Here is a 25751-nt window from a genome sequence, read left to right on the forward strand (position 1 = left end):
CGTCGGAGCCGCGGGAACCCCCGCGCGCGGCGCCGCCCGCCTCCTCGGCCGTCGGGCTCGCGGCCGCCGTACGGGAGGGGCGGTCGCGGGCCGTCGACGTGGTGCGCGGGGCCCTGGAGCGGATCGAGCGGGCGGACCGTGCGCTGGGGGCGTTCGCCGAGGTGTGGGAGGACGCGGCGGCGGAGCGGGCGGCCGAGGTGGACGCGCGGGTCGCCGCCGGTGAGCGGCTGCCGCTCGCGGGAGTGCCGATCGGCGTCAAGGGGCGGCACGGGCTGCGGACGGCGGGACCGCTGGTGGCCGCCGGCTGCGTGCCGGTGGGCGCGACGGCCGTGCCCGGGCCCGGAACCCCCTGGCAGACCTGGGGTCTCGGCGCCCGCGGCCGTACCGTCAACCCCTGGCGGGCCGACCGCACACCGGGCGGTTCCTCGGCCGGTTCGGCGGCGGCGGTCGCGGCCGGCCTGGTGCCGCTGGCGACCGGCAGCGACGGCGCGGGCTCGGTGCGCATCCCGGCCGCCTGGTGCGGCGTCCTCGGCCTGAAGGTCACGAACGGCCGCTTCCCGTCCCCCGACCGCACGGGGCTGGCGGCACCGGGCGTCCTGGCACGGTACGCGGCGGACGCGGCGGCGTACTGGGCGGTGCTGTCCGGCCGGGCGGTGCCGTGCGGAGCGGGGCCGGGGCGGCGGCTCGGGGCGCCCACCGCGGTCTTCTCCCCCGGTCTGGGGTTCGCCGAGCCCCGCCCGGAGCCCCTGGCCCTCGCCCGGGCCGCCGTGGACCGCCTCGCCGACGCCGGCGCCGTACGGCTGTCGCGGTCGGGGGCGCCGGTGCGGCTGGAGGATCCCGCACCCGCCTGGTTCGCGTTGCGGGGGCCGGGTGCCACCTCGGCGGTCCGGGGACAGCGGGGCGTCAACGACCGCCGGCTGGCCGCCCTCTTCGACCGGGCGGACCTGTTGCTGACTCCTACGACCCCTGATCCGGCGCACGGCCACGACGGCCCCGGCGACCGTTGCTCGACGGCGCTGACGTGGGCGTTCAACCTGAGCGGGCATCCGGCGATCAGCATTCCGGCGGGGGTCGGCGCGGACGGCTGCCCGGTGGGGCTCCAGGCGGTGGCGGCGCACGGGCGGGAGAGCGTGCTGCTGGCCCTGGCGGCGGACGCGGAGGCGCTCACGGGGTTCCGGGCTCCCCCTGGCACCAGTGATTGCACATACATATAATGCAGATGCGCTTATTGATCGTGCGCCGACCATTTGGGGGATCCATGAGCACTCGCCGTTTCCTGTTCGTGCTGGGCAGCAGCCGTCCCGACGGCAACACGGAGCGGCTGGCCCGCGCGGCCGCCGAGCAGCTGCCCGCCGACGTGGAGCAGGAGTGGATCAGCCTCGTCGAGCATCCGCTTCCCGACTTCGAGGACCAGCGCCACGACACCGACCACGTCCGTCCCACCGAGGGCAACGCGGCCCTGCTGCTCGACGCCACGCTCGCAGCGACGGACATCGTGATCGCGTCGCCGCTGTACTGGTACACGCTGTCCGGCCAGGCCAAGCGCTACCTGGACCACTGGTCCGGCTGGCTGCGCGTCCCCGGCGTCGACTTCGGGGCGACCCTCGCCGGGCGCACCCTGTGGGGCGTCACGGTGCTCGCCGAGGAGGAGCAGGCGGTGGCGGACCCGCTGGTCGGCGCGCTGCGGAACTCGGCCGCGTACCTGCGGATGCGGTTCGGCGGGGTGCTGCTGGGGAACGGCAGCAAGCCGGGTGACGTGCTGACCGACGCGCAGGCGCTGACCCGCGCGAAGACCTTCTTCGAGCGGCCCGCGCCGCTCGCCCGCTACACGTTCGAGACCGACCACGCGTTCGAGAACGACCACTCGCTCGAGACCGGCTGACGGCCCGTGCCCGCCTGCCGAGGGGGGTGACCGGCGGGCACGGCCGTCACGCCGTCACGTCCTTCGCCGTGAACCGCGCCCAGGCCGCCGACCCGAACACGGCGACGTACACCGCCTGGAGACCGAGGTTCCTGCGGAGTTCCTCCCAGTAGACCGGGTCGCGCATGAGGTCGGCGAAGGACAGCCAGTAGTGGGAGAAGAGGTACGGCTGGATCGCGTGCAGCTGCGGGATCTGGTCGAGGATCTGCACGGTGATGAGCAGGCCCACGGTCGTCGCCATGGCCGCGATGCCGCTGTCGGTGAGCGTGGAGACGAACATTCCGAGCGCGGCCAGGCCGAGCAGCGAGGCGGTGACGGCCAGGGAGATCAGCAGGGCCCGCCCCAGGCCGTCGGCGAAGGAGACGCGGGTGCCGGAGATGGTCGTGAGGTCGCCGAGCGGGAACAGCAGCGCGCCGACCGCCAGCGCCGACACCGCGACGACCAGGGTGGCCAGCAGGCAGAAGGTCACCGTGGCCGCGTACTTGGCGAGCAGCAGGCGGGTGCGGCCGGCGGGGGCGACGAGGAGGTAGCGCAGGGTGCCGGAGTTCGCCTCGCCGGCGACCGCGTCCCCCGCGACGACGCCGACGGCCATCGGCAGGAAGAACGGGAGCGTCGCGGCCAGCGCCGTGAACACCAGGAACAGGCCGTTGTTGGTGATCTGCGCCATGAAGGCCGGCCCCTCACCGCCGCCGCCCCGCTGACCGCCGGCCGGTCCGTCACCGGTCTCGATCTTCACGGCGATCCCGACGAGCACCGGTACGGCGGCCAGCACACCGAGCAGGGCGAGGGTGCGCCAGCGGCGCAGGGTGACGGCCAGTTCGCTGCGGAAGAGTCCGAGGCTCCACAGCGGGTTCACCCGCCGGAGGCCGCCCTCGTCCCGCGGTGCGGCTTCCGGTACGGCTCGCGGCGCCGCTTCCGGTGCGGCCTCCGCTTCGGCATGCCCATCCCGCTCAGCCCCCTCAGCCCGCTCAGCCCGCTCAGCCCGCTCAGCCCGCGACATCGAAACCCTCCCCCGTGAGTGCGACGAACGCGTCCTCCAGAGAGGCCCGTTCCATGCCGAAGCCGCGCACCCGGACGCCTGCCGTCACCAACGCCGCGTTCAGATCTGCGAGTTCGCGGTCGGCGGGCTCGCCCGTCACCCGGTCCTCGGTGACGACGACGTCCGTCACGCCCTGTTCCTTCAGCACCCGGGCCGCGTCCGCCGTGTCCGGAGTGGTCACGGCGAGCCGGCCGCGCGCCCGGGCCGCCAGGTCCGACACCGGCCCCTGGGTGAGGAGCCGCCCGCGTGCCATGACGGCCGCGTGCGTGCAGACCTGCTCGATCTCGTCGAGGAGGTGGGAGGAGAGGAAGACGGTGGTGCCGTCCGCCGCCAGCTCCCGCACGAGGACGCGGATCTCGCGCATGCCCTGCGGGTCGAGACCGTTGGTCGGCTCGTCCAGGACCAGCAGCCGACGGGGCTGGAGGAGGGCGGCGGCCAGGCCCAGCCGCTGCTTCATGCCGAGCGAGTACGCCTTCGCCTTCTTGCCGGCGGCGGTCGTCAGGCCCACCCGGTCCAGCGCCTCGGCCACGCGGACGCGCCGGGTGCGGGGGTCGGCGGTCGGATCGGCGGCGTCGTAGCGCAGGAGGTTGTCGCGGCCGGAGAGGAAGCCGTAGAGGGCGGGGCCCTCGATGAGGGCGCCGACGTGCGGCAGCACGGCGCGGGACGCGCGGGGCATGGGGTGCCCCAGCACCCGCGCCGTGCCGGAGGTGGGCGCGATCAGGCCCATCAGCATGCGGATGGTGGTGGTCTTGCCGGAGCCGTTCGGACCGAGGAAGCCGAAGACGCTGCCCGCCGGGACGGCCAGGTCGAGGCCGTCGACGGCGAGCTGTCCGCCGCGGTAGCGCTTGGTGAGGGCGCGGGTGCGGATGACGCTGTCGGCGTCCGTGACGCCGTCCGTGACGCCGTCCGTGACGCCGTTCGCACCGGCACCGGCGACGCCACCCGGAGCGGGCGGGCGGGGCAGCGCCCGCGCCGCCGACTCGTCGTCCATCGGCTCCCCCGATCGTCGGTTCACGTCAGGGTACTTACTGCCCCGCGTTCGCCGCCTTCACGAGGGCGTCCTTGGTGACGGCGCCGACGTAGAGCTTGCCGTCGTCCGTGACCAGGGCGTTGACCAGGCGGGTGGAGAAGACGGTGCCCGAGCCGAACTTGCCGTCGACCTTGTCGCCGAAGGAGTCGAGGAAGCCGCCGAGACCGCCCGCGTCGGGAAGGTCACCGGCGGAGGGGACGCCCTCGCCGCCGGTGTCGAAGGTGGCGACGGAGGTCCAGCCCTCGCCGAGGACGTCGAGCCCGGCCAGGCCCTCGGCGAAGCCCTCCTCCGCGCCCTTGGGCGGCCCGGGCACCCCGTCCGCGGCGTCCGCGGCGTCCGCGGCGTCCGCGGCGTCCCCCTCGGTCACCTTGGCCCCCTTGGGCGGGGTGAAGTCGAAGGTGGCGGCACCGGGCCTGGCGAAGCTGACCTGGGTGAAGCCCGCGTCGACGACGGCGGCGCCACCGCCCGCCGGGGTCAGCGTGAACTTGAGCGGCAGTCCCGTCCTCGCGTCCACGGCCACGCTGATCGCGCCGACGGTCGAACCGGACTGCTTCGGCTCGACCAGCAGCTTGTAGGCGTCGCGGCCGGCCACCTGGACGGTGCCGTCCACGGTCACGGACGTGGTGTCGTCGACGGCCTTCAGGGCCTCGTCGGTGAGGTCCTTGGGCGTGGCCGGGACGGGCTCGGTGGCCTTCCCCTGCTCGACGGTGGAGTGGTGGACCTCGTTGGAGGCGCTGTCGTACCCCCACACGTCCTTGCCGTTGTGGATGAGGCTGTACTCGGCGGCGCTCTCCAGGAGCGACAGCTTCTGCCGGTCCGGGCCGTCGGCGGCGACGCGCAGGGTGTGCGTGCCGGAGGCGAGTTCGGTGAGCTTGGTGGAGGGGTCGGCGGCGGACCCGCCGTCGTCGCCCCCGGTGGCTCCGGAGAGCAGCCCGCTCTCCAGGCCGCCCAGGTCGGGCAGGCCGAGGTCGGTGGTGATCTTCACCGTGCCGGACAGCTGCTGTACGTCCGACGCGGCGATCTTCTCGATGAGCTGCTGTGCGGTGATCTTCGGCAGGTCGGGGTCCCCCGAGTCGGCGAGCGCCGGGACCAGCCCGATCGTCGCCGCCGCGACACCCACCACGGTGACCGGAACGATGTACCGCACCGCCCTGCGCCGCCCGACCCGCAGATCGTCGGCCTCCCCGGCGTGCGTGCTGTCGTCGGATGCGTACGGTGCCATGTGTGCCTTACCTCCGTCGTCGGCGGCGGCCGGTCGTCGCGCGGGTCAGCGTCCCCCACCCGAGCCGCCATTCTCACCCGAATCGGTGAGGAGTGGTGATTTCCGTAGCTCCCATCTGACCAAATCGGCCGGACGCTTACGTCAACCCGCGGACCCAAGTCGACGTACGCCTGGGGTATGACGCGGGGGCGGAAGTGTCAGGGTGGGGTGAGGGGCGGAGACCGGGGTGGGATGAGGCGGGGACCGGGGCGGGACGGGCGGGGCCGGCCCGGTACGCGTCAGCCGCCCGGTGGACCGCCGCGTCTCATCCCGCCCGGTGGACCACCGCGTCGCACAGCTCCATCAGGGCCACCTTCGCGTCGCACTCCCGCAACGGCACCAGCGCCGCCCGGGCCTCCTCGGCGTACCGCACGGTGTCCCGTCGGGCCTGCTCCAGCGCGGGGTGCCCGCGCAGCGCGGTGAGCGCCTCGGCGAGCCGGGCGTCGTCGCTCAGGTCGGAGTCGAGCAGCTCGCACAGCGCGATGTCCTCGGGCAGGGCCATCCGGGCGGCCCGCTCGCGCAGCCGCAGCACCGGCAGCGTGGGGATGCCCTCCCGCAGGTCCGTCCCCGGCGTCTTGCCCGACTCGTGCGAGTCCGACGCGATGTCGAGCACGTCGTCGGCGAGCTGGAAGGCGACGCCCAGCCGCTCGCCGTACTGGGTGAGCACGTGCACGACGGTCTCGTCGGCGCCGGCCATCATCGCGCCGAACCGGCACGCCACCGCGACCAGCGACCCGGTCTTGCCGCCGAGCACGTCGAGGTAGTGGTCGACGGGGTCCCGGCCGTCGGCCGGCCCGGCCGTCTCCAGGATCTGTCCGGTGACGAGCCGCTCGAACGCCTCCGCCTGCACCCGCACCGCCTCGGGCCCGAGGTCGGCGAGGATGTGCGAGGCACGGGCGAACAGGAAGTCGCCGGTCAGGACGGCGACCGAGTTCCCCCAGCGGGTGTTCGCGCTGGAGACCCCGCGGCGCACCTCGGCCTCGTCCATCACGTCGTCGTGGTACAGCGTGGCCAGGTGGGTCAGCTCCACCACCACGGCGGAGGGCACGATGCCGGGCGCGTACGGGTCGCCGAACTGCGCGGCGAGCATCACGAGCAGCGGCCTGAACCGCTTCCCGCCCGCCCGGACGAGGTGCTGCGCGGCTTCCGTGATGAACGGGACCTCGCTCTTGGTGGCCTCGAGCAAGCCTTCCTCGACAGCCGTCAATCCTGCCTGGACATCGGCTTCCAGAGCCTGGTCCCGCACGCTCAGCCCGAACGGCCCGACGACGGTCACGAGGGGTCTCCTGTCTGCTGGTGTCTTCTGGCGATTACGCGGTTTGTCGATAGGTCGCTGCCCTCACTCAAGTCAGCGTATCCGGTCACGTTTCGATCACCGACAGGCCCCACGTCCCCCCGTCTCGAACTTCGCTCGACCGGGAGGCGTCCCCCGAGCGGCCGGGCGGCGCCGGATCACTGCCGTCATGTCGCCGATCGATCGGTACGAGCGGCCGACGCGAGCGGCCGGAACGAGCGGCCGGAACGGGCCGCGAAACGGACCGGCGCCCCCGCCCGGCCGCCCTCGACCCCCGGCCGACCGCCCTCGCCCCCGGCCGACCACAGCCGTCGGACCCGCCCTCCCCGCCGACCCCGCGGGAGGGGACCACACGCCTGCGCATCCGTTCGCCCTCCCCCACGAGACGGCCCACGAGCACCTCCGCATCCGTGTGCCCGACAGAGCCCTCCGGTACGCCCGCGCGCGGCACCCACCGACGGACGAGCCCCTACCGGCATCCCCGGGAGCACCCCGGTCCGGCTCCGCGACCGCACCGCGGCACGCGCCCGCCCGCGCCCGCCCGCGCCCGCCCGCGGCGGCGGCAGCGGCAGCGGCAGCGGCAGCGGCAGCGGCAGCGGCAGCGACAGCGACGAGGTCCCACCGGACGACGGCACGCGCACGGAGGAGGACGACGAGGCGGTGCTCCACCGGACCCGGCGAAGACACACCCCACGCGCGCCCCTTTGAAAGGGACTTGACGCTCAATGCCCGTTTTACCCCTCTTGTGGACGCTGGTGAGTTGGCTCACTGCGGGCACACACGGCCGACCTGGCACGGAAGTTGTGATTCCACTTTGCCCGTAGGCGAGTTGACACTTGGCGAACGCAAAGGATCAAGCGGGCATACACCTCTGATCAAGGTCAATAGGTGCCATCTGTGAATCCGGCACTTGTTCCGGACATGTGCTCTCGCATACGTTCCCGGCCTGTCGGGCAGACGCCTAATCCTGCCGCCGCCCGTCATCCATCGACCGACACTCACGCACGGCAGGAGCGGGGGACCCAGGTAAGTCGCCGGACCGCACGTCACGCACGTACCGGACCGGCTCGGGGTGAAGTCGCGTCGCCGCACTCCCGCGGCGGCCGGCCGGGCACTTTCCAGCCCGAACCCGACAGCTCACCTCGTAGGCGCCGGAGAGGAACCTTTCGCCATGCCTGCCGCCGTTCAGCACCGCCGCACCCGCCTCGCCCGCACCCTCGCCGTCGCCGCCACCGGCGCCGCCGTGCTGGCCCTCCCGCTCATCGGCTCGACCAGCGCCTCCGCAGCCACCACGGCGTCGGCCACCACGGCCGCCACCACCACGGCCGGGTACACCAACAACCTCGACGGGTGGATCCGCGAGTCCCTCGCGATCATGGCCGAAAAGGGCATTCCGGGCACCTACGACGGCATCTACCGCAACGTCATGCGGGAGTCCTCCGGCAACCCGAACGCCATCAACCTGTGGGACTCCAACGCGGCCGCGGGCATCCCGTCCAAGGGCCTGCTCCAGGTCATCGACCCGACCTTCGCCGCGTACCACGTGGCCGGCACCGCCTTCGACCCGTTCGACCCGGTCGCCAACATCACCGCCGCCTGCAACTACGCGGCCCAGCGGTACGGCTCGATCGACAACGTCTTCGGCGCCTACTGACGGCTGCCACCCCCCGCCGGTCCACCCCGCTGATCCGCCTCGGGGGACGAGGGCCCCGGTGACGGGGCCCCGCCGCGCTAGGGCGTGTCTGACAATTCCCGTCGGGCGCGCGACGCCTGGCACGGCACCTCGCCGCGTTGTCGGATCACCCGAGTACATCCAGTACACGGGCGATCCTCCGCCTTGCGATGCACCGCACCAGACGCCGCGCACTGATCCGACGCGAATTGTCAGACACGCCCTAGGGAAACAGTCTTTCGAGGACGACGGCCACGCCGTCGTCCTCGTTCGACGTCGTCACCTCGTCGGCCACCGCCTTGAGTTCCGGATGGGCGTTGGCCATCGCGACGCCGTGCGCCGCCCAGTCGAACATCGGGAGGTCGTTGGGCATGTCGCCGAAGGCGATCGTGTCTTCCGGCCGCAGTCCGAGGTGCTCGGCCGCCAGGGCCAGTCCGGTGGCCTTGGTGACGCCGCACGGCTGGAGCTCCACCGTGCCCGGCCCGGACATCGTGACGGTGGCCAGCGAGCCGACCACCGAACGGGCCGTCGCCGCCAACTCGTCGTCGGACAGGGTGGGATGGCGCAGCAGGACCTTGCTGATCGGCTCGCACCACAGGTCGTCGCGCGCTCCGACGCGCAGGGCCGGCAGCGTCGGGTGCGGCATCAGATAGCCCGGTTCGATGAGCGTGAGCCCGTCGACGCCGTCCTGGTCGACCGCCGCGTACACCTCGCCCACCTCGGCCTCGATCTTGCCGAGCGCCGTCTCGGCCAGCTCCCGGTCCAGGGTGACCGACCACAGCAGACGGTCCGCTCCGGCGTCGTACAGCTGCGCGCCCTGTCCGCACACCGCGAGCCCCCGTCCGCGCAGGACGTCCAGCAGCGGCCGTACGCGGGGGGCCGGCCGGCCGGTCACCACGAGATGGCGGGCGCCTGCGGCCGTCACCCTCGCGAGCGCGTCGAGCGAGCGGTCGGAGAAGGTGTCGTCGCCGCGCAGGAGCGTTCCGTCCAGGTCGGTGGCGACGAGGGAGTACGCGCAGCGCGCGGCGGGTGCGGTGGGTGCGGCCATGATCAGAGAATACGGACCGCGACGGGCTCCGACTCACCTCCGGTTCGGCACCGTTCACGCGGGAAACGGCTTTCCGCCGCAACGCCGGGTACCGGAACGTTGAAGGCCTATGCACCGGTTGGCAACAACTTGGTCCGCTACCTACCGCCCCCGGCACCTGGAGCGGTACCGTCCAGACAGTCCAGGGGGGACTTGATCGGGGGGTCAGGTTGAGCGGCGGACGTGGCGGACGTATCCGTGTGCTGGATCCGGGGGATCTCGGCGAGGGGGAACGGGAGCGGTGGCGCGCGCTGCGCGCCGCGTCGACGGCTCCGCGCAACCCGTTCATGGAACCGGAGTTCACCGAGGCCGTGGGCCGCGTGCGGCCCCGCACGCGCGTGGCGGTGGTGTACGAGGGGGGCGAACCGGTCGGCTTCCTGCCCCACGAGCGGGGCCGGTTCGGCCGGGGCCAGGCCCTCGCCCACGGCGTCTCGGACGCCCAGGGAGCCGTCCTCGGCCCGGGTCTCGGGCTGGACGCGGACGAACTCCTGCGGGCCTGCTCCCTGTCGAGCTTCGCCTTCGACAACCTGGAGGCGGAGCAGGAGCTGTTCGTCCCGCACGCGGCGGCCGAGTACACCTCCTACGTCGTCGACGTGGAGAAGGGGTACGAAACCTACGAGTCCGTCCTGCGCGCGCAGTCCCCGAAGTTCCTCAAGACGACGCTCGCCAAGGAGCGCAGGCTCGGCCGTCAGGTCGGTGACCTGCGGTTCGTGTTCGACGAGCGGGACCCGGCCGCGCTGCGCACGCTGATGGCGTGGAAGTCCGCGCAGTACCGCAGGACCGGCCGCCGGGACCGGTTCGCGCAGGAGTGGATCACCCGGCTCGTGCACCTGCTCGCCCGCGAGACGCGCGGCCCGGACTGCTCCGGCGCCCTGTCCGTCCTCTACGCCGGCGGGCAGCCGGTCGCCGCGCACTTCGGGCTGCGCTCGACGGCCGTGCTGGCCTGCTGGTTCCCCGCCTACGACCCGGAGTTCGCGAAGTACTCGCCCGGTCTGGTGCTGCACCTGCGGATGGCCGAGGCGGCCGCCGCCGAGGGCATCGGCCTGCTCGACCTCGGCCGGGGGGCCGCCGAGTACAAGGACGCGCTGAAGACGGGCGAACTGCCCGTCCACGAAGGGGCGTGGACGCGTCCGGGGGCGGGCGCCGCGCTCCACTGGCTCAGCCGGGAGCCCGCGCGCCGGGCGCACCACTTCGTGCGCAACCGGCCGCGGCTGGCGGCGACGGCCGCACGGGCACTGAGGGGCGTCGGGCGGCTGCGCCGGCCCTGAGGCGTCCCGACGCGTTCCGGCGGTTTCCAGCGGTTCCATCGGGTTCCGACGGGCTCCGACGGTCCATGGGAGTGGAGGGGAGGATTCGTGTCCCACGTGACACGTGTAGGGCGGGAGATCCAGAGGTACCTCGCCATCGAGCCGGTGCAGATCGCCGAACTGGACCTGGAACCGGGACCGGGACCGGGACCGGGGCCGGGGCCGGGGCCTGGGCCGGGGCCGGACGGCGGCGGTGTGCTGAGACCCGGTCCGGGCAGCCCGCCCGTGACGCACGGCGAGGTGTTCCTCCTGGTCCGCAGGGGCGGCCGGCCGGTCGCCGCACTGCTCGGGCGGGTGCCCGAGGGCGCCGACCCGACAGCGGTCCTCACCGAACTCGCCCGGCAGCACCCGGACAGCGGACCGGCACCGGCACCGGCACCCGTCGCCACCGGGAGCGCCGTCCCGTTCACCACCGTCGTCATCGCCACCCGCGAGCGCGCCGACCGGCTCGCCCACGCGCTCGACTCGATGCTCGCCCAGGACCACCCCGACTTCGAGATCGTCGTCGTCGACAACGCCCCGGTGACGGACGCGACCCGCGACCTGGTCGGGCGCGAGTACGCCGAGCGCGTGCGGTACGTGACCGAGCCCGTGCCCGGTCTCGCCGTCGCCCACAACACCGGCCTCGCGGCCGCGCGCGGCGACGTGGTCGCCTTCACCGACGACGACGTGGTCGCCGACCGGCGCTGGCTGACCGAACTCACCGCGCCCTTCGCGGCCGACCCCGGCCTCGGCTGCGCCACCGGGCTGATCCTGCCGGCCCGGCTGCGCACCCCCGCGCAGGTGCTGCTGGAGAGCCACGGCGGCTTCGCGAAGGGCTTCGCGCCACGGACGTACGACCCCGCCGCCCCGCCCGCCGACGAGCCGCTGTTCCCGTTCACCGCGGGCCGGTTCGGGTCCGGCGCCAACATGGCGTTCCGGACCGGCGTGCTGCGCGCGGTCGGCGGCTTCGACCCCGCGACGGGGGCGGGGACGCCGGCGCGCGGCGGCGACGACCTCTACGGCTTCGTCCGCGTGCTCGCCCAGGGACACCGCCTGCGCTACACCCCGCAGGCCCTGGTCTGGCACCACCACCGCGAGACCTGGCGGGACCTGGAGACGCAGGCGTACGGCTACGGCGCCGGCCTCACCGCCTACCTCACCGCGCTCCTGGTCAACCGGCCCGCACTGCTGCCGGCGTTCCTCGCCCGGCTCCCCCGCGGACTCGCGCACGCCCGCACGCTGACGGCGGCCCGGAGCACGGACGCCCGGGGGACGAACGCCAGCGATACGGAGGGCGTGCCGGGTGCTTCGGGTGTTCCGGGTGCTTCGGGTGCTCCGGGCGGGCACGACGACCGTGGTCATCCGTGGCCCCGCCGGTTGTCCCGGCTGCAGCGGAAGGGAATGGTGTACGGGCCGGTCGGCTACCTGCGCGCCCGGCGTGCGCTGCGCGCCGTGCCGGCGACCGGGACGACCGGGGTGACCGGGACGGCCGGGAGGTCGCGATGACGGGGATGGGCGGCGAGGCCGTCCCGGTTCTCCTGTACCACGCCGTGATGGAGGAACCGCCCGACTGGATCGCGGAGTTCACCGTCACCCCGAAGGAGTTCGCGGCGCATCTCGACGCCGTCGTCGACAGCGGCCGTACGCCCGTGACGGTGAGCGCGCTCGCCGACCACCTCGCGGGGCGGGCGCCGCTGCCCGACCGGCCCGTGCTGCTGACCTTCGACGACGGGTTCGCCGACCTGCCCGGACCGACCGCCCAGGCGCTGACCGCGCGGGGCCTGGCCGCCACCGCCTACCTCACCACCGGCGCGATCAGCCCCGGCGGGCGCAGTCTGCTGCCGCCCGCCCCGATGATGACGCTGGCCCAGGCCGCCGGGCTGGAGCAGTCCGGCATGGAGGTCGGCAGCCACACCGTCACGCACGCCCAGCTCGACACCCTGCCGTCCCGTGACCTCGCCCGCGAACTGCGCGATTCGCGGGCCGTGTTGGAGGACGCCCTCGGGCGTCCGGTGCGCCATCTCGCCTATCCGCACGGCTACAACAGCGGGCGGGTGCGGCGCATGGCGGCCGCCGCCGGGTACGAGACGGCCACCGCCGTGCGGCACGCGCTGAGTTCGGAACGGGACGAGGCGTACCGCATCGCCCGGCTCATCGTGCGGCGCTCCCACACCGTCGCCGACGTGGAGAACTGGCTGGCGGGCGGGGGCGCACGGGTCGCGCCGTACCGGGACGGCCCGAGGACGGTGGGGTGGCGCTGGTACCGGCGGGCCCGCGCGGTGCTGCGCGGGCCCGTGTTCGCGGGCTAGGGCCTCTCGTTTGGATCATGCCGGGCTCGCGGCTCGTCCGGGTCATCCGAACGGCTGGTTGAGATAGGGGTCGGAGACCGCCTTGCGCAGGCTGGCCCAGGACGCGTCGCCCGCCAGCGCGAGGTCACAGTGCGGGCCGGGGTCGCGGTAGTTCCACTGCAGCGCGGCCTTGACGCCCGTCAGGCCCTTCAGGACCGCCGGCACCTGCGCGTACCACTGCGCCTGCCGTCCCGGCCGGGACGGGTCGTCGGCCGTGCCGAACTCGGAGAGCATCAGCGGTTTGTCGTCGGAGATGTTCTCGCGGATCCAGTCGTGCGTGGCCCGCTGGGTCTCGGCGAAGGAGAGCCAGCCCGCGTCGTGGCACCGGTAGTAGTTGTACTGGTTGTAGGCGACCCAGTCGACGTAGTCGTCGCCCGGGTACATCCGCTCGATCAGGTCGGCGTGCTCCAGGTAGCCGGTGGTGATCCACGTCCACACCACGTTGGTCACGCCCAGTTCCCGGAACCGGTCGTGGATGTGGCGGTAGGCGCGCACGTAGTCCTCGGGGGTGCCGTTGGCGGGCGTGCGGGTGTCCATCTCGAGGTCGAAGGAGAGGAACACCTTCTCCCCGAAATCCCTGACCCGTGCGGCCTGGACGTCGATGACCGAGGCGTCCAGGTCGCCGTCCGCGATCTGCTTCCAGGTGGGCTGCTGCGCCTTCGTGCCGCCCCACCACTTGCTCTCCCAGGACAGCAGCAGCAGATGCTCCTCGCCGGCGACGCGCTGCTCCTCCGGGGTGAGCAACTGCCCTTCCAGGCGGTCCCCTTGGACCAGGGACATGTCGTGGTACGTGTACACGATGTCGAGCTTGCGGCCGATGCGCCGCTCGTAGCCGCGGACCTTCTCCGCGAGGTTGTCCTTGCCGTGCGGCACGAACGCGCCGAACCAGGCCCCGCAGGGCGGTTCGAGCAGCGCGGTCGGCGCGCACCTGCCGCCGAGGGCGGGGGGCCGCGACCCGCCCGGCACCGGCCCGGAACCGGAGTCGCCCAGGCCGGTGCCGCCCCGCAGGAGGAGGACGACCGTCAGGACGGCACAGGCGACCGCGGCGACGGTGAGGAAGCGGGGCCGGGGTCCGGGCCGGGGGCCGGGCCGGGGGCCGGGGATCGCGGAGCGTGGCGCGCGGGGCCGGGGAGCGGGGCCGGGGTCACGCGGGCGCCGGTGCCGCTGGGCCCGGCCGTCGCCGGGGAACGGGCGGTCGTCGCCGCCGGGCGCATGGCCGTCGCCGGGAGACGGGCGGTCGTCGCCGCCGGACGGGCGGTCGTCGTCACGGGGCGAGTGTCCGTCGCCGCCGGGGTGGAGCAACCTCACGGAGCAGAACCCTTCGCAGTCCTCGGTGGGGAGGCGCGCAGCCGCGGGCAGAACGCGGCGACCGTGGTGAGCAGCGTGAGCGTCAGCAGGACGCGCTGCGCGCTGAAGGCGTGCGTGGCGATGAACACCGTCCCGGCGAGCAGCACGAGGGCCACACTGACGAAGACGGCCAGCATCAGCCGTTCGAGCAGGTCGGAGTGGCGCTCGAAGGCCGGGTCCCGGCGCTCCACGGGCCCCGCGGCGGGCGCCACGGCCAACGCGGGACCGCAGATCCTCAGCACGGCGGCGCCCGGCCCCGCCGCCAGGAAGGCGACCATGGCCGCGCCCCGCGGCACGGAGCCGTCGGGCAGCGCGAGCGCCGACAGCGCAAGCCAGCCGCCGAGCGGTGGCAGTGCCCGTACGACCAGTTCCCGCGGTGTCATCGGCCCGTCTCCTTCAGGACGTAGGCCACCCCGGCGTCGTTCCCCGCCACCCGTTCGAACAGGGGCGAGGCGTCGACGGACCGCCGGATGCTTTCCAACTGGCCCTTTTCGAGAAGCCCGTTCATCTCGGCGTCGGCGAACTGGCCACGGGTGAAAAGCAGGTAGGCCCGGCCCGGTGACTTCACGACGGACATGTCGCGGGCCAGTACGGCCGCCGGATCGCGCACGACGGCGTCGACGTGCTCGCGGCCGTCGTCGAGGAACCAGTAGTGGTCCACCCTCCAGTAGTCGGCGAAGGCGAGCGGGTAGTTGCGGTCGGCCGCGACGACGAGGGAGTCGTCCGGCGCCCGGTCGACGACCTGCCGCACCAGGTCCACCTCGGCCGGCGGGAAGTAGCTGATGCGGTCCTTGCCGGAGTAGCTCGGCACGAAGGCGAGCGTGCCGACGAGGAGGGCGAGCGGCGGCAGCCACAGGTGGCGGCGGGGCTCGGTCGGGCCGGACTTCTCCATCGCCGTAAGCGTGCGCACCTGCGGCAGCAGGGCCGCCGCGGCGAAGAAGGCCGCGCCGGGCAGCGTGAACATCAGCACCCGGAAGATCATCTCGCTGCCGTAGCTGCTCGCCCCGAGCATCGGCAGGGGTGCCGCCGCGATCAGCAGCAGCGGCGTCGCGCGGTGGCGCAGCACCGGCCGGCGCAGCGCGCCCACCACCGCGAGCAGCAGCACCGAGGCCGACAGCAGCCGGGCCGCCCAGGACGTGGTCACCGCGCCGGTGCCGGTCGGGGTGGCGCCGTAGCCGGTGGAGACGTTGCCGCCGATGTCGCCGATCGAGCGGATCATGTCGGGCATCGTCGCGGAGAGGAAGGGCAGGGCGGCCGTCAGGCACCAGGCCAGGAAGATCACGACGGCCGTGATCAGCGGGACCTTGTCGCGGTAGCGGCGGGTGAGGAAGAGGGCGGCCAGCGAGACGATCAGCATGCCGGGGGTGAGCTGGTGCGTGATGACGACGGCCGTGATCAGCAGGGTGAGCAGCACCGTCCACACGGCCTGCCGCTGCCGTGCGGCGGACCCGCCGGGGCGGCCGTAACGGCGCAGGACGACGGCCAGCACGCCGAGGTGCAGGGCGAAGGCCACGGACTGGGGCGAGAAGTAGTCCTGGCCGACCCAGTTGGCGACGCAGAAGAGCCAGACTCCGGTCCAGATCAGCCGCCGGTCCTCGGTGAACGTGCGGTAGAGCAGCAGCAGCGGGAGCAGCAGCACCAGGCCGGACACCAGCGGCCACCACGCCATGACGTGCGCGGCGGAGTCCACGCCCAGCAGCCGCACCAGCGTGGCCTGGGCGGCGAAGAAGCCCGGCCACTGGTCGTAGACGGCCATGTCGCCGATCGCGTCCGCGTTCTCCAGCCGGCCCGCCGTCAGCAGGTGGTCGACGACCGCGTCGTGCTTCCACGCCCAGGCGTACAGGGGCGTCGGGTACAGCACCGCCTGGGTGGCGCGCTCCATCACCAGCAGGGCCACGACGTACGCCGGTGCCCAGAGGGGGTGGCGGCGCGGGCCGCGCAGCGTGACCCAGAAGCCGACCGTGAGCAGCGTCAGTCCCGCCCAGAAGGCGGGATGCACGGCGGTGACGAGACCGAAGTCGTCGAGGTCGGAGACGTCGGTGCGGGTCACCGCCCAGCCCCACAGGGCGAGCGCGACGAGCAGCGCGGACGCGGGGTGCAGCGCGGCGTGCCACCAGGGGCGGCCCGGCGGCAGGTCGGAGAGGTCGGTCACGGGTTCCCCGCCCGCCGGGCCCGGCGCGTCCGCAGCGGTCGCGGGCTCCGGCTCGGATCTCTCCCGTGGAGTGGTTGGCGGACGCACGACGGTTCCCCCCTGGCGGTTCGGCTCTGGGCTTGATCAGTCGCGGGACGGGTCGCTGGGTGTGTTCGGGGCGTCTGGGCCGCTTCCGCCGCCCGTCGGTGACGGGTGCGGATCCGGCGCGGGCTCCGACGGCGGGTCGGCACGGCGCAGCGACAGGAGCAGGACGAGCAGGAACAGCAGGCCGAGCGCCGGCGGCGCGGCGGGCGCGAGCGTCTCTCTCCCCGCCCAGCCCCCCACGGCGGCGAGATGGACGATCCCCCAGCGCGCCGCCCACGGCAGCCGCCCGAGCGGCCGGCCGCCGAAGCGCCGGTCACCGAAGCGCCGGCCGGCGCGGTCGAGCAGCAGCCACAGCAGCACGAGGCACAGCAGCTGGCAGACCGGCGGCACCCAGCGCAGCAGCGGGTCGGGGCCGGGAAGACCCAGGGTCCGCGCGAAGAAATCCGCCGTCCGCGTGGAGAACGTCCCACCCAGTGCCCGGGGTTCCCGTCCGAGGGCCACCGGTACGGCGTACAGCGCGAGGACGACAGCTCCCAGCGCCGTGCCCGGCAGCCACGCCTCGCGCCGCGTCACCAGTGTCACGGCGGCGACGAACAGCAGGAGCAGCACTCCCCCGGCGAGCAGCGCCGGGCCGGGCAGCAGGCCCAGCATCCCGCGCCCGCTCAACGGCTTGGCGAGACCGCCCGTGAGCCGGCCGCCGAGCCACGGCAGGTTCCGCAGCGCCACGGCGTAGGACACCGTGGCGACGCCGAGGAGGCCCCACAGTCCGGCGCGCAGCCGGCGCTGTCCGCGCTCGGACCAGAGGCCGTCGCCCCTGGGGTCGGGCGCCGGCGCGCTCGGCCCCTCGCCGGGCCCGACCGGCGGTGCGTCCCGGCGCGGGCGGACGATCAGCGCGAGGGTGTCCGCCTGGAGGGCCTCCCTCTCGTATCCGGGGCGGCCGATGAACAGCGCGACGGTGTCCTCGTCGCGGGCCTCGTGCTCGTACGCCGCCCGGCGCGCCCAGTTCGTGCCGTACCCGGCGGTGGCGTTCAGCCGGACCCCGCGCACGCCGTCCACCTCGACCGTGCCGTCGGTCCTGGCCGCGGACGCGGACGCGGGCGTGGTCACGGGCTCGGGCTTGGCCTCGGGCTCGGGCTCGGGCTCGGGCGCAGACGCAGGGCGGGTCGCGGTCACGGTCGCGGTACGGGGCGCGGTCGCGGTCGCGGTGCGAGTGGCGGTCGCGGTCGCGACGGCCGGGGCGGAGCGGTCCGCGGGCGGGGCGTCGGCCGGCACGGTGGCGGGCCCCCGGCCGCCCTCGCGGAGCGCCGCCCGCAGCCCGGCGACCGACACGACGGCGATCAGCGACATGCTCAGCAGCACCGCCCAGCCCGCGCCCGCGATCCCGGCCGGGGTGAACAGTACGGCCGCGCTGCCCAGGACCAGCGTGCACATGGCGCCCTGGAGCGCGGCGAGCACGCCGGTGCGGCCCTGCACGCGCAGCACCCCGATGTACAGCTCCACCACGACCCGCGGCAGCGCCCCGGCGGCCAGCAACCGCAGCACGGTGGTGCCGTGTTCGGCGTAGTCCTCGTTGAACGGCAGCAGGATCTGCGGCGCGAACACCACCAGTACCAGCACCACCGGCACCAGCAGCAGCGTCATCCGGCGCAGCGCCCCGCGGACGCCGTCGGCGAGCCGGCGCGGGTCGTGCGAGGCGTGGGCGGTGAGGGAGGAGGCCATGTTGATGGCCATGAACTCCATCGTGCCGCCGACGGTGTACGCCACGTAGAAGTAGCCGTTCTCCGCCGCGCTGAAGCGGACGGCGACCATCACCGGCAGCAGGTTGATCATCGCCAGGCTGAACAGCGCGCCGAGCGAGTCCCCGGCCAGGAACCGGCCCATCTCGCGGACCCCGGGCGGTTCCAGATCCCGGTCGTCCGCGGCCTGGCGCGGGATGAGCCTGCGGAAGATCAGCCAGCCCAGCGGCACCGTCGACAGGGCGATGGCGGCGGCCCAGGACACGAAGATCCCGAGCGCCGGCAGCGCGGTGGCGAGGACGACCAGCAGGATCAGCTTGCCGGTCGAGAACACCGCGTTGCCGACCGGGACCCACCCGGACCTGCGCAGTCCGGTCAGCACGCCGTCCTGGAGGGTGAGCAGCGCCCAGGCCACGCACGCGACGACGAACGCCGCCCCGGCGGCCGGCGTGCCGAGCGGCGCGTACGACGCCCCCCACGTGTCGAGCGTGAGCAGGAAGCAGACGGCGGCGACGGCGACCACCACCGAACTCGCCGCGTACGCCCGCCACACCAGGGAACCGGTCGCCCGTCCCGCGCGCGGGACGAAGCGGACGACCGCGCCGATCATCGTCGTCGCCGTGATGCTGGCCAGCAGACGCATCGCGGCGATCGCGGCGGAGCCCTGGCCGACGGCCTCCTCGGTGTAGTAACGGGCGGCCACGAGCCAGAAGCCGAGGCCGAGCACGGCGGAGACACCGGTGCTGAGCATCAGGAAATAGGCGTTCCGGAACAGCGAGTCGGAGTCCCGCCCGCCGCCGGAGCCACCCGCCTGCGCCGGGGCGGGGGCAGGGACCTGCGCACCGGGACCGGTCCCGGTGCGCTCCCTGGTTCCGATCCCGGCGGACGCTCCGGTCCTGGTTCCGGTTCCGGTCTCGGTTCCGGTCCCGGTCTCGGTTCCGGTCCCGGTCCCGGCTCCGGTGCCGGCTCCGGCTCCGGCTCCGGCGGACGCCACGGCTTCGGCGGACGCCACGGCTTCGGTGCCGGCCCGTGCCTCGGCCGAGGTCGCGGCGTGTGTTCCGGCCTGGGTGTCAGCCACGGGTCGGTTCCAGCCCTCCCGGCGCCTCGGCCGGCCGCGCGCCGGACTCCTCCAGCACGTCGACGACCCGGCGTGCCCGCAGCGGATCGACCGGCAGCGCGTGCCGGGCGAACCACCGGGCCCCCGTCGGATCCGGCGAGAGGTCGGTGAAGCCGACACCCGCGTAGTCGTCGAGCGGCGGGTCGTAGAGGTATCCGACGACGATGTCCCGCCGCGCGAGAGCCGCGATCGCGGCGTCCCGGTCGGCGACGAACAGAGGCACCCGGAACAGGGGTTGGGGATCAGGCTGAACGACGACGGGGGCGACGGGCCGGGGGACGGCTCGGGCGACGGGCCGGGGGACGGGCCGGGGGACGGCCGACGGTCCGGGTCCCCGTCCGGCGCCGGGTGAGCCGCCGGACGCCTCGGCCCGCGGGCCCGCCTCCTCCTCGGCGCCACCGCGCGGGACCGGCCGTGCCCACGGCGTGGACAGCAGTTGCTCCGTGCCCGCCCGGCAGGCGGCCAGGACCTCGTCGAGACGGTCGAGTCCGCGGCCGATCCGGCCCAGGCGCAGGTTTCCGGAGCGCAACCGGTAGTCGTGCATGTCGACCCGGACCCAGGAGTCGCTCGCGGTGAGGTCCGGTGCCGCACCGACCGCCCCGGCCAGTGCCTCGGGCCGCAACGGCATCCGGATCCCCTCGCGCTCCGTCAGCCCGAGCAGCCGCATCGTGGCCCACGCCGCCCGCCGCAGCCGCAGCCCCCGCACCGCCGCCTCCGCGTACGGCCGGACGGCGTAGGCCAGTTCGGCCGTGAGCCGGCCGGGCAGCAGCAGGTCCTCGCAGGTCTTCTCCAGGGTCTCGCGCAGGCCCGGGTCGGCGCAGGCCAGGAAACCGCCCGCCTTGGCGCCGACGTGCTTGGACAGGCTGAAGACGGAGGCGTCGCCCCAGGCCCCGACCGGTCGGCCGCCCACCTCGCTGCCGATGGCGTGCGCCCCGTCCTCGAACAGCGGGATCCCCGACGCGTCGCACTTCGCACGCAGCCGCGGCGCGTCGTCCGGATTGCCGTACAGGTTGGTCGTCAGCACCGCGGACAGCGAACCCCACAGGTCGTCCGGTAGCGCGTCGACGTCGATCGACGCGTCCAGCGGGTTCAACGGCGCCTGCACGGGCCTGAGTCCGGCCGCGAGCACGACGAAGAAGATCACGTCGTCGTTCACCGGCGACATCAGCACCCGTCCGCCCGGCGGGCACCAGTGGCGCAAGGCCACGAACAGCCCGAACCGGCACGACGGCACGTACACGCATTCCCGGCCGAGTCTGCCGCGCATGGTCTCTTCCAGCCGTTTCGGCCGTGGAACATGCCGCGCCGACGCGAGACCGGCCTCCCCTGTGGCCATCCGCCCCCCAAAGGTGCCGTGGGAACGCCCCCTCCCCGAGGCCTTCCGGCACCCGTCCAGAGTCTCCCCTTTCGCACCGCTCCGTCAAGATTGCGGACCGGGCCGTGGACGACTTCCCGTGTCCGGACGGACGCGGAGCGCTCCGGCGGGACCGCCCGGTCTCCGGCCTCCCGGGTCACTCCCGTGCCGCCGCGGTGTCCCTCCCGCGAGGTCGGCCGTAACGTGTGCCGCGGCTCGGCGCACCCGCAGAGCACCGCGGAGCACCTGCGCACGGCCGGCACCCGGCCGTGGCGAGCGCAGGCGCGGACCCGGCGAACAGATGGTGAGCACGAAAGTGAGGCAGCACCCGATGCCCCCCTTGGCCCCCTTCGACCTCCCCGAGGGCGACCCCTTCGGCCCGCACAACCTCCCGTACGGCGTCTTCTCCCTCTCCGGCCCCCATCCCGACTCCGGCTCCCACGCCGACTCCGACTCCGGCTCCGACTCCGGCTCCGGCTCCGGCTCCGGCTCCGGCTCCGGGCAGCGGACCGTCGGCGTCCGGCTCGGCGACCACGTGCTCGACGCCGGTGCGGCGGCCCGGGCCCTCGGCTCCCCGCACGCCGCCCTGCTCGGCCGGCCGACCCTCAACCCGCTGCTGGCGGCGGGCCGTACGGTCTGGTCCCAGGTGCGCCGAACCCTGACCGAGTGGGTCACGGAACCCTCCCACCGGCAGACGCTGCTCCCCTTCCTGCACCCCCTTTCCTCGGTGACCCTGCACCTGCCGTTCGAGGTGGCCGACTACGTCGACTTCTACGCCTCCGAGCACCACGCCCGGAACGCGGGCGCCATCTTCCGCCCGGACGCCGCGGACACCCTCCTGCCGAACTGGAAGCACCTTCCGATCGGCTACCACGGCCGCGCCGGCACGGTCGTGGTCTCCGGCACGGACGTCGTCCGCCCGTCGGGCCAGCGCAAGGCGCCCACCGATCCGGCCCCCGTCTTCGGTCCCACCCGACGGCTCGACATCGAGGCGGAGGTCGGCTTCGTGGTCGGCACGCCGTCGCGGCAGGGCCACCCGGTCCCGCTGACCGACTTCCGTGAGCACGTCTTCGGCCTGTGCCTCCTCAACGACTGGTCCGCACGCGACATCCAGGCCTGGGAGTACGTCCCCCTCGGCCCCTTCCTCGGGAAGTCCTTCGCCACCTCGGTGTCGGCGTGGATCACCCCGCTGGAGGCACTGGAGGAGGCGCGGCTGTCGCCCCCCGAACGCACCCACCCCCTGCTTCCCTACCTCGACGACTCCGCCACCGAGCCCGCCGGCTACGACCTGCGCATCTCGGTCGCCGTCAACGGCCACGTCGTCTCCGAGCCCCCCTTCTCCACCATGTACTGGACGGCCGCCCAGCAACTCGCCCACCTGACGGTCAACGGCGCCTCCCTGCGCACCGGCGACCTCTACGGCTCCGGCACGGTGAGCGGTCCGGCCGAGAACCAGCGCGGCTCCCTGCTGGAGCTGACCTGGAACGGCCGCGACCCCCTGGAACTCCCCGACGGCAAGCGGACGTACCTGGAGGACGGGGACGTGGTGACCCTGTCGGCCTGGGCCCCCGGTCCGGACGGGCTGCGGGTCGGTCTGGGCGAGGTGAGCGGACGGGTCCGCACGGGCTGACTCCAGCCGTTCCCGCCGTCATACTGGCGGCGGGAACGGTCCCGCGCCGGGCCCGCCGCACCTACCGTCCCGGAGCACGGAACCGCCCGTCGCCACCGACCCGTTCTCCCCGACCAGGATCCGGAGCCCATGGCAATGACCCTCTGCCTGATCCTGTTGAGCGTCGTCGCCCTGACCGCCGCCGTGCCGGTCCCGCGCGCGCTGACCCGGGCCGAGTGGCCCGAGCGGGAGCCGGTGGTGGCGCTGTGGGTGTGGCAGTGCCTGGTCGCCACGGTGCTGCTGTGCTGTCTGACGGCGCTCGTGCTGGGGGCGGCCGCCGTCTTCCACACCGTCCGCACCCAGGTCTTCGCCCCGGCGCCGCCGGCCGTGACAGCGGCCTACGACCTCTCGACCGCCCCGGTGTGGGCGACGGCGCTCACGCTGCTGCTGGCCTGCGGTGCCGCCTGGACCACCGCGATGCTCGCCCGCGAGCTGGTCGAGGCTCGCCGACGCCGTGGCCTGGCCCGCGCCCACCTGCGGGAGCGCGCGCCCGACCTGCCCGCGGGACTGCCCTCCGCCCGGGGCCCCCTGCTGGTGCTCGAGGACGACTACCCGGACGCCTGGTGGATGCCCGGCAGTCCGTCCCAGCTGATCGTGACCACCGGTGCCCTGCACCGCCTCACCTCCCACCAGATCGACGCGGTCCTCGCCCATGAGCGAGGGCACGCCCGCGCCCACCACGACTGGCTGCTGCACCTGTCGACGGCCCTGGCCACCGGGTTCCCGCGCGTCCCGCTGTTCGCCCACTTCTGCGACCAGACCCACCGCCTGGTCGAACTCTCCGCCGACGACATGGCGTCCCGCCGCTGCGGTCACCTCACGACGGCCCTCGCGCTGATCGAGCTGAACCAGCACCGGGGCGTCCTGTCCTGCGCGTCCTCCCGCCGCCTGCTGGGCGAACGCGTGGACCGTCTCCTCCAGCCGCCGCCACGGCTGCTGCGCAGGCACCGGGCCCTGACGACGACCGTGGCGGCGCTGGTCCCCCTGCTCCCGCTGCTGATCACCTTCGCCCCGGGACTGACCGCCCTGAGCTGACGCCCGACCGGGGGACGGGGGAGCCAGGCGCCCCAGGTCCCCGCTCCCCGGTGTCCGGTCGCCTATCCCCAGTCCTCGGGTTCCGGTTCCTCGTCCATCTCGGGCCAGTGGTCGTCGGCCCCGTCGGCGAAGGTCGCCCCACCCGCGACGGATACGGCGTCGGAGGCCTTGCCCGAGCCCGAGGCCCTCCCGGAGCCCGGGGCGGCGCCGGATGCCGGGGCGGCGGCTGCCGGGTCCGGGGCCTCGCCCAGGGACGCCAGCACGCCGATCACTCCCTCCCCGTACGTCGCCAGCTTCTTCTCCCCGACCCCGCTGATCCCACCCAGCTCCCGCACGGACGTCGGCCAGGCCGTGGCGATCTCCCGCAACGTGGCGTCGTGGAAGATGACGTACGCCGGTACGCCCTGCTCGCGGGCCTGTTCGGCGCGCCAGGCGCGCAGGGCCTCGAAGGCGGGGAGGAGTGCCTCGGGCAGTTCGACCGCGGCGGCCTTCGCTCTGCCCCTGCCGGTGGAGGAACCCGACGTCTTCGCCGTGACCGGCTTCTCCGGTTCCTTGCGCAGCGGCACCTCGCGCTCGCGGCGCAGCACCTCCCCGCTGGCGTCCGTGAGCACCAGCGTGCCGTAGTCCCCCTCGACGGCGAGCAGCCCCTGCGCCAGCAGCTGCCGCACGACACCGCGCCATTCGCCCTCGGACAGCTCCTCGCCGATGCCGAACACCGACAGCTGGTCGTGGTCGAACTGGATCACCTTGGCCGTGCGCTTGCCCATCAGGATGTCGACGATCTGCACCGCGCCGAACTTCTGGCCGCGCTCCCGCTGCAACCGCACCACCGTCGACAGCACCTTCTGCGCCGCGACCGTGCCGTCCCAGGTCTGTGGGGGTGTGAGGCAGGTGTCGCAGTTGCCGCAGCCCTTCGGGTCCGGTTCCTGGCCGAAGTAGGCAAGGAGCTGCCCGCGGCGGCACCGGGCGGTCTCGCACAGCGCCAGCATCGAGTCGAGGTGGGCTGCGGCCCGGCGCCGGAACGCCTCGTCGCCCTCGCTCGACTGGATCATCTTGCGCTGCTGGATGACGTCGTTGAGGCCGTAGGCCATCCAGGCCGTCGAGGGCAGTCCGTCACGGCCCGCGCGGCCCGTCTCCTGGTAGTAGCCCTCGATCGACTTGGGCAGGTCGAGATGGGCGACGAACCGCACGTCCGGCTTGTCGATGCCCATACCGAAGGCGATGGTCGCGCACACGACCAGGCCCTCCTCCCGCAGGAACCGCGACTGGTGCGCCGCGCGCGTGCCCGAGTCCAGACCGGCGTGGTACGGCACGGCCTCGATGCCGTTGCGGGAGAGGAACTCGGCGGTCTTCTCGACGGAGTTGCGCGACAGGCAGTAGACGATGCCCGCGTCACCCGCGTGTTCCTCGCGCAGGAAGCTCAGCAGCTGCTTCCTGGGGTCGGCCTTCGGCACGATCCGGTACTGGATGTTGGGCCGGTCGAAGCTCGCCACGAAGTGCCGGGCCGTCGGCATGCGCAGCCGCTGCGTGATCTCCTGGTGCGTCGCGTGGGTGGCCGTGGCGGTGAGCGCGATCCGCGGGACGTCGGGCCAGCGCTCGCCCAGCAGGGAGAGGGCGAGGTAGTCGGGGCGGAAGTCGTGCCCCCACTGGGACACGCAGTGGGCCTCGTCGATGGCGAAGACGGCGATCTTGCCGCGCGACAGCAGGTTCAGCGTGGCGTCCAGGCGCAGCCGCTCCGGGGCCAGGTAGAGCAGGTCCAGCTCGCCGGCCAGGAACTCGGCCTCGACCGTGCGCCGCTCGTCGAAGTCCTGCGTGGAGTTCATGAATCCGGCCCGCACGCCCAGGGCCCGCAGCGCGTCCACCTGGTCCTGCATCAGCGCGATCAGCGGGGAGACGACGACGCCCGTGCCCGGCCGGACCAGGGAGGGGATCTGGTAGCACAGCGACTTGCCGCCGCCGGTCGGCATGAGGACGACCGCGTCCCCGCCGGCCACCACGTGCTCGATGACCTCGCCCTGCTCGCCCCGGAAGGCCTCGTACCCGAAGACCCGGTGGAGCGTGGCCAGCGCCTCGCTCTCCGTCCCCGTCATCTCGGTGGTTCCTGGCATCTCCCTGATCCCGCCCGTCCCTCGCATCGTCCCGTCCCCCGTACGTCGTCCCTCGACCGCTGCGTCCACGATAGGGGTCCGGACCGACACCGCCGGAGTTGTCCACAGGTCCGCCGTGATCCGCCGCCCGCCCGGTGCCGCTTCCGCACGGTCCGGCCGGCCGCGCGCCGGAAGCCGCGGACCGGAGGCCGGCCGCCCGCCGGACCGG

At 74.0% G+C, this 25751-nt stretch carries 19 protein-coding genes and 1 riboswitch; of the genes, 8 read left to right on the forward strand and 11 right to left on the reverse strand.

What is annotated here, in order from left to right; all coding sequences use genetic code 11:
- The first annotated feature begins 98 nt into the window (after positions 1 to 98).
- Both ACH4N1_RS15110 and ACH4N1_RS15115 read left to right on the forward strand, forming a co-directional pair.
- The gene (locus ACH4N1_RS15110) at positions 99 to 1214 is read left to right on the forward strand and encodes an amidase family protein (RefSeq protein WP_398097343.1); all 1116 of its coding nucleotides are present in this window, start codon (positions 99 to 101) and stop codon (positions 1212 to 1214) included.
- A 44-nt stretch (positions 1215 to 1258) separates the two neighbouring features.
- Positions 1259 to 1882 carry a flavodoxin family protein gene (locus tag ACH4N1_RS15115; RefSeq protein ID WP_398097345.1) on the forward strand — a complete coding sequence of 208 codons (624 nt, stop codon included), beginning with the start codon at positions 1259 to 1261 and terminating at the stop codon, positions 1880 to 1882.
- A 46-nt stretch (positions 1883 to 1928) separates the two neighbouring features.
- Here ACH4N1_RS15115 and ACH4N1_RS15120 read toward each other — a convergent pair whose 3' ends face one another.
- The 4 genes from ACH4N1_RS15120 to ACH4N1_RS15135 all read right to left on the reverse strand — a co-directional run bounded on the left by ACH4N1_RS15120 (position 1929) and on the right by ACH4N1_RS15135 (position 6527).
- Positions 1929 to 2921 carry an ABC transporter permease gene (locus ACH4N1_RS15120; protein WP_398097346.1) on the reverse strand — a complete coding sequence of 331 codons (993 nt, stop codon included), beginning with the start codon at positions 2919 to 2921 and terminating at the stop codon, positions 1929 to 1931.
- A complete protein-coding gene (locus ACH4N1_RS15125; protein ID WP_398097539.1) occupies positions 2908 to 3951 on the reverse strand; it encodes an ABC transporter ATP-binding protein in 1044 nt (347 codons plus the stop codon). The genes ACH4N1_RS15120 and ACH4N1_RS15125 overlap by 14 nt, the downstream gene beginning before the upstream one ends.
- Positions 3952 to 3985: 34 nt before the next feature.
- The gene (locus ACH4N1_RS15130) at positions 3986 to 5212 is read right to left on the reverse strand and encodes an outer membrane lipoprotein carrier protein LolA (protein WP_398097347.1); all 1227 of its coding nucleotides are present in this window, start codon (positions 5210 to 5212) and stop codon (positions 3986 to 3988) included.
- Positions 5213 to 5516: 304 nt separating this feature from the next.
- Positions 5517 to 6527 carry a polyprenyl synthetase family protein gene (locus ACH4N1_RS15135; protein WP_398097348.1) on the reverse strand — a complete coding sequence of 337 codons (1011 nt, stop codon included), beginning with the start codon at positions 6525 to 6527 and terminating at the stop codon, positions 5517 to 5519.
- A 1000-nt stretch (positions 6528 to 7527) separates the two neighbouring features.
- Positions 7528 to 7711: riboswitch (cyclic di-AMP (ydaO/yuaA leader) on the forward strand.
- Between the two features lie 5 nt (positions 7712 to 7716).
- On the opposite strand from ACH4N1_RS15135, the gene ACH4N1_RS15140 reads away from it, so the two are divergent.
- On the forward strand, positions 7717 to 8199 hold the full coding sequence (locus ACH4N1_RS15140) for a transglycosylase SLT domain-containing protein (RefSeq protein WP_398097350.1): 483 nt from the start codon (positions 7717 to 7719) through the stop codon (positions 8197 to 8199).
- A 241-nt stretch (positions 8200 to 8440) separates the two neighbouring features.
- Here ACH4N1_RS15140 and ACH4N1_RS15145 read toward each other — a convergent pair whose 3' ends face one another.
- Complete coding sequence (locus tag ACH4N1_RS15145; RefSeq protein ID WP_398097352.1) at positions 8441 to 9265, reverse strand: HAD family hydrolase; 825 nt, start codon at positions 9263 to 9265, stop codon at positions 8441 to 8443.
- Positions 9266 to 9504: 239 nt separating this feature from the next.
- On the opposite strand from ACH4N1_RS15145, the gene ACH4N1_RS15150 reads away from it, so the two are divergent.
- The 3 genes from ACH4N1_RS15150 (at position 9505) to ACH4N1_RS15160 (ending at position 12902) form a co-directional block, all read left to right on the forward strand.
- On the forward strand, positions 9505 to 10572 hold the full coding sequence (locus tag ACH4N1_RS15150; protein WP_398097354.1) for a GNAT family N-acetyltransferase: 1068 nt from the start codon (positions 9505 to 9507) through the stop codon (positions 10570 to 10572).
- Positions 10573 to 10659: 87 nt separating this feature from the next.
- Positions 10660 to 12099 carry a glycosyltransferase gene (locus tag ACH4N1_RS15155; protein ID WP_398097356.1) on the forward strand — a complete coding sequence of 480 codons (1440 nt, stop codon included), beginning with the start codon at positions 10660 to 10662 and terminating at the stop codon, positions 12097 to 12099.
- The gene (locus ACH4N1_RS15160) at positions 12096 to 12902 is read left to right on the forward strand and encodes a polysaccharide deacetylase family protein (protein ID WP_398097357.1); all 807 of its coding nucleotides are present in this window, start codon (positions 12096 to 12098) and stop codon (positions 12900 to 12902) included. Before ACH4N1_RS15155 ends, ACH4N1_RS15160 begins: the two co-directional genes overlap by 4 nt.
- 42 nt (positions 12903 to 12944) lie before the next feature.
- On the opposite strand, the gene ACH4N1_RS15165 is transcribed toward ACH4N1_RS15160, so the two are convergent.
- The 5 genes from ACH4N1_RS15165 to ACH4N1_RS15185 form a co-directional block, all read right to left on the reverse strand.
- On the reverse strand, positions 12945 to 14249 hold the full coding sequence (locus tag ACH4N1_RS15165; protein WP_398097358.1) for a glycoside hydrolase family 26 protein: 1305 nt from the start codon (positions 14247 to 14249) through the stop codon (positions 12945 to 12947).
- A complete protein-coding gene (locus ACH4N1_RS15170) occupies positions 14246 to 14671 on the reverse strand; it encodes a hypothetical protein (RefSeq protein WP_398097359.1) in 426 nt (141 codons plus the stop codon). Before ACH4N1_RS15170 ends, ACH4N1_RS15165 begins: the two co-directional genes overlap by 4 nt.
- Positions 14668 to 16440: a glycosyltransferase gene (locus ACH4N1_RS15175; RefSeq protein ID WP_398097360.1), complete on the reverse strand. Its 1773-nt coding sequence runs from the start codon at positions 16438 to 16440 to the stop codon at positions 14668 to 14670. Before ACH4N1_RS15175 ends, ACH4N1_RS15170 begins: the two co-directional genes overlap by 4 nt.
- Before the next feature lie 123 nt (positions 16441 to 16563).
- Positions 16564 to 19137: a lipopolysaccharide biosynthesis protein gene (locus ACH4N1_RS15180; RefSeq protein ID WP_398097540.1), complete on the reverse strand. Its 2574-nt coding sequence runs from the start codon at positions 19135 to 19137 to the stop codon at positions 16564 to 16566.
- Positions 19138 to 19330: 193 nt separating this feature from the next.
- Positions 19331 to 20713 carry a DegT/DnrJ/EryC1/StrS family aminotransferase gene (locus ACH4N1_RS15185; protein WP_398097362.1) on the reverse strand — a complete coding sequence of 461 codons (1383 nt, stop codon included), beginning with the start codon at positions 20711 to 20713 and terminating at the stop codon, positions 19331 to 19333.
- A 358-nt stretch (positions 20714 to 21071) separates the two neighbouring features.
- Here ACH4N1_RS15185 and fahA point away from each other — a divergent pair, with 358 nt between their 5' ends.
- Positions 21072 to 22361, forward strand: a complete 1290-nt coding sequence (gene fahA / locus ACH4N1_RS15190; RefSeq protein ID WP_398097542.1) for a fumarylacetoacetase — start codon at positions 21072 to 21074, stop codon at positions 22359 to 22361.
- Between the two features lie 135 nt (positions 22362 to 22496).
- On the forward strand, positions 22497 to 23435 hold the full coding sequence (locus tag ACH4N1_RS15195; RefSeq protein ID WP_398097544.1) for a M56 family metallopeptidase: 939 nt from the start codon (positions 22497 to 22499) through the stop codon (positions 23433 to 23435).
- A gap of 62 nt (positions 23436 to 23497) precedes the next feature.
- Here the strand turns inward: ACH4N1_RS15195 and recQ are convergent, their stop codons facing one another.
- Entirely contained in the window at positions 23498 to 25570 is a 2073-nt protein-coding gene (recQ, locus tag ACH4N1_RS15200; RefSeq protein ID WP_398097364.1) for a DNA helicase RecQ, read from the reverse strand.
- Positions 25571 to 25751: the final 181 nt, after the last annotated feature.

It is taken from the genome of Streptomyces sp. NPDC017202 (assembly GCF_044331705.1).
In the GTDB taxonomy this organism is placed as follows: Bacteria; Actinomycetota; Actinomycetes; order Streptomycetales; family Streptomycetaceae; genus Streptomyces.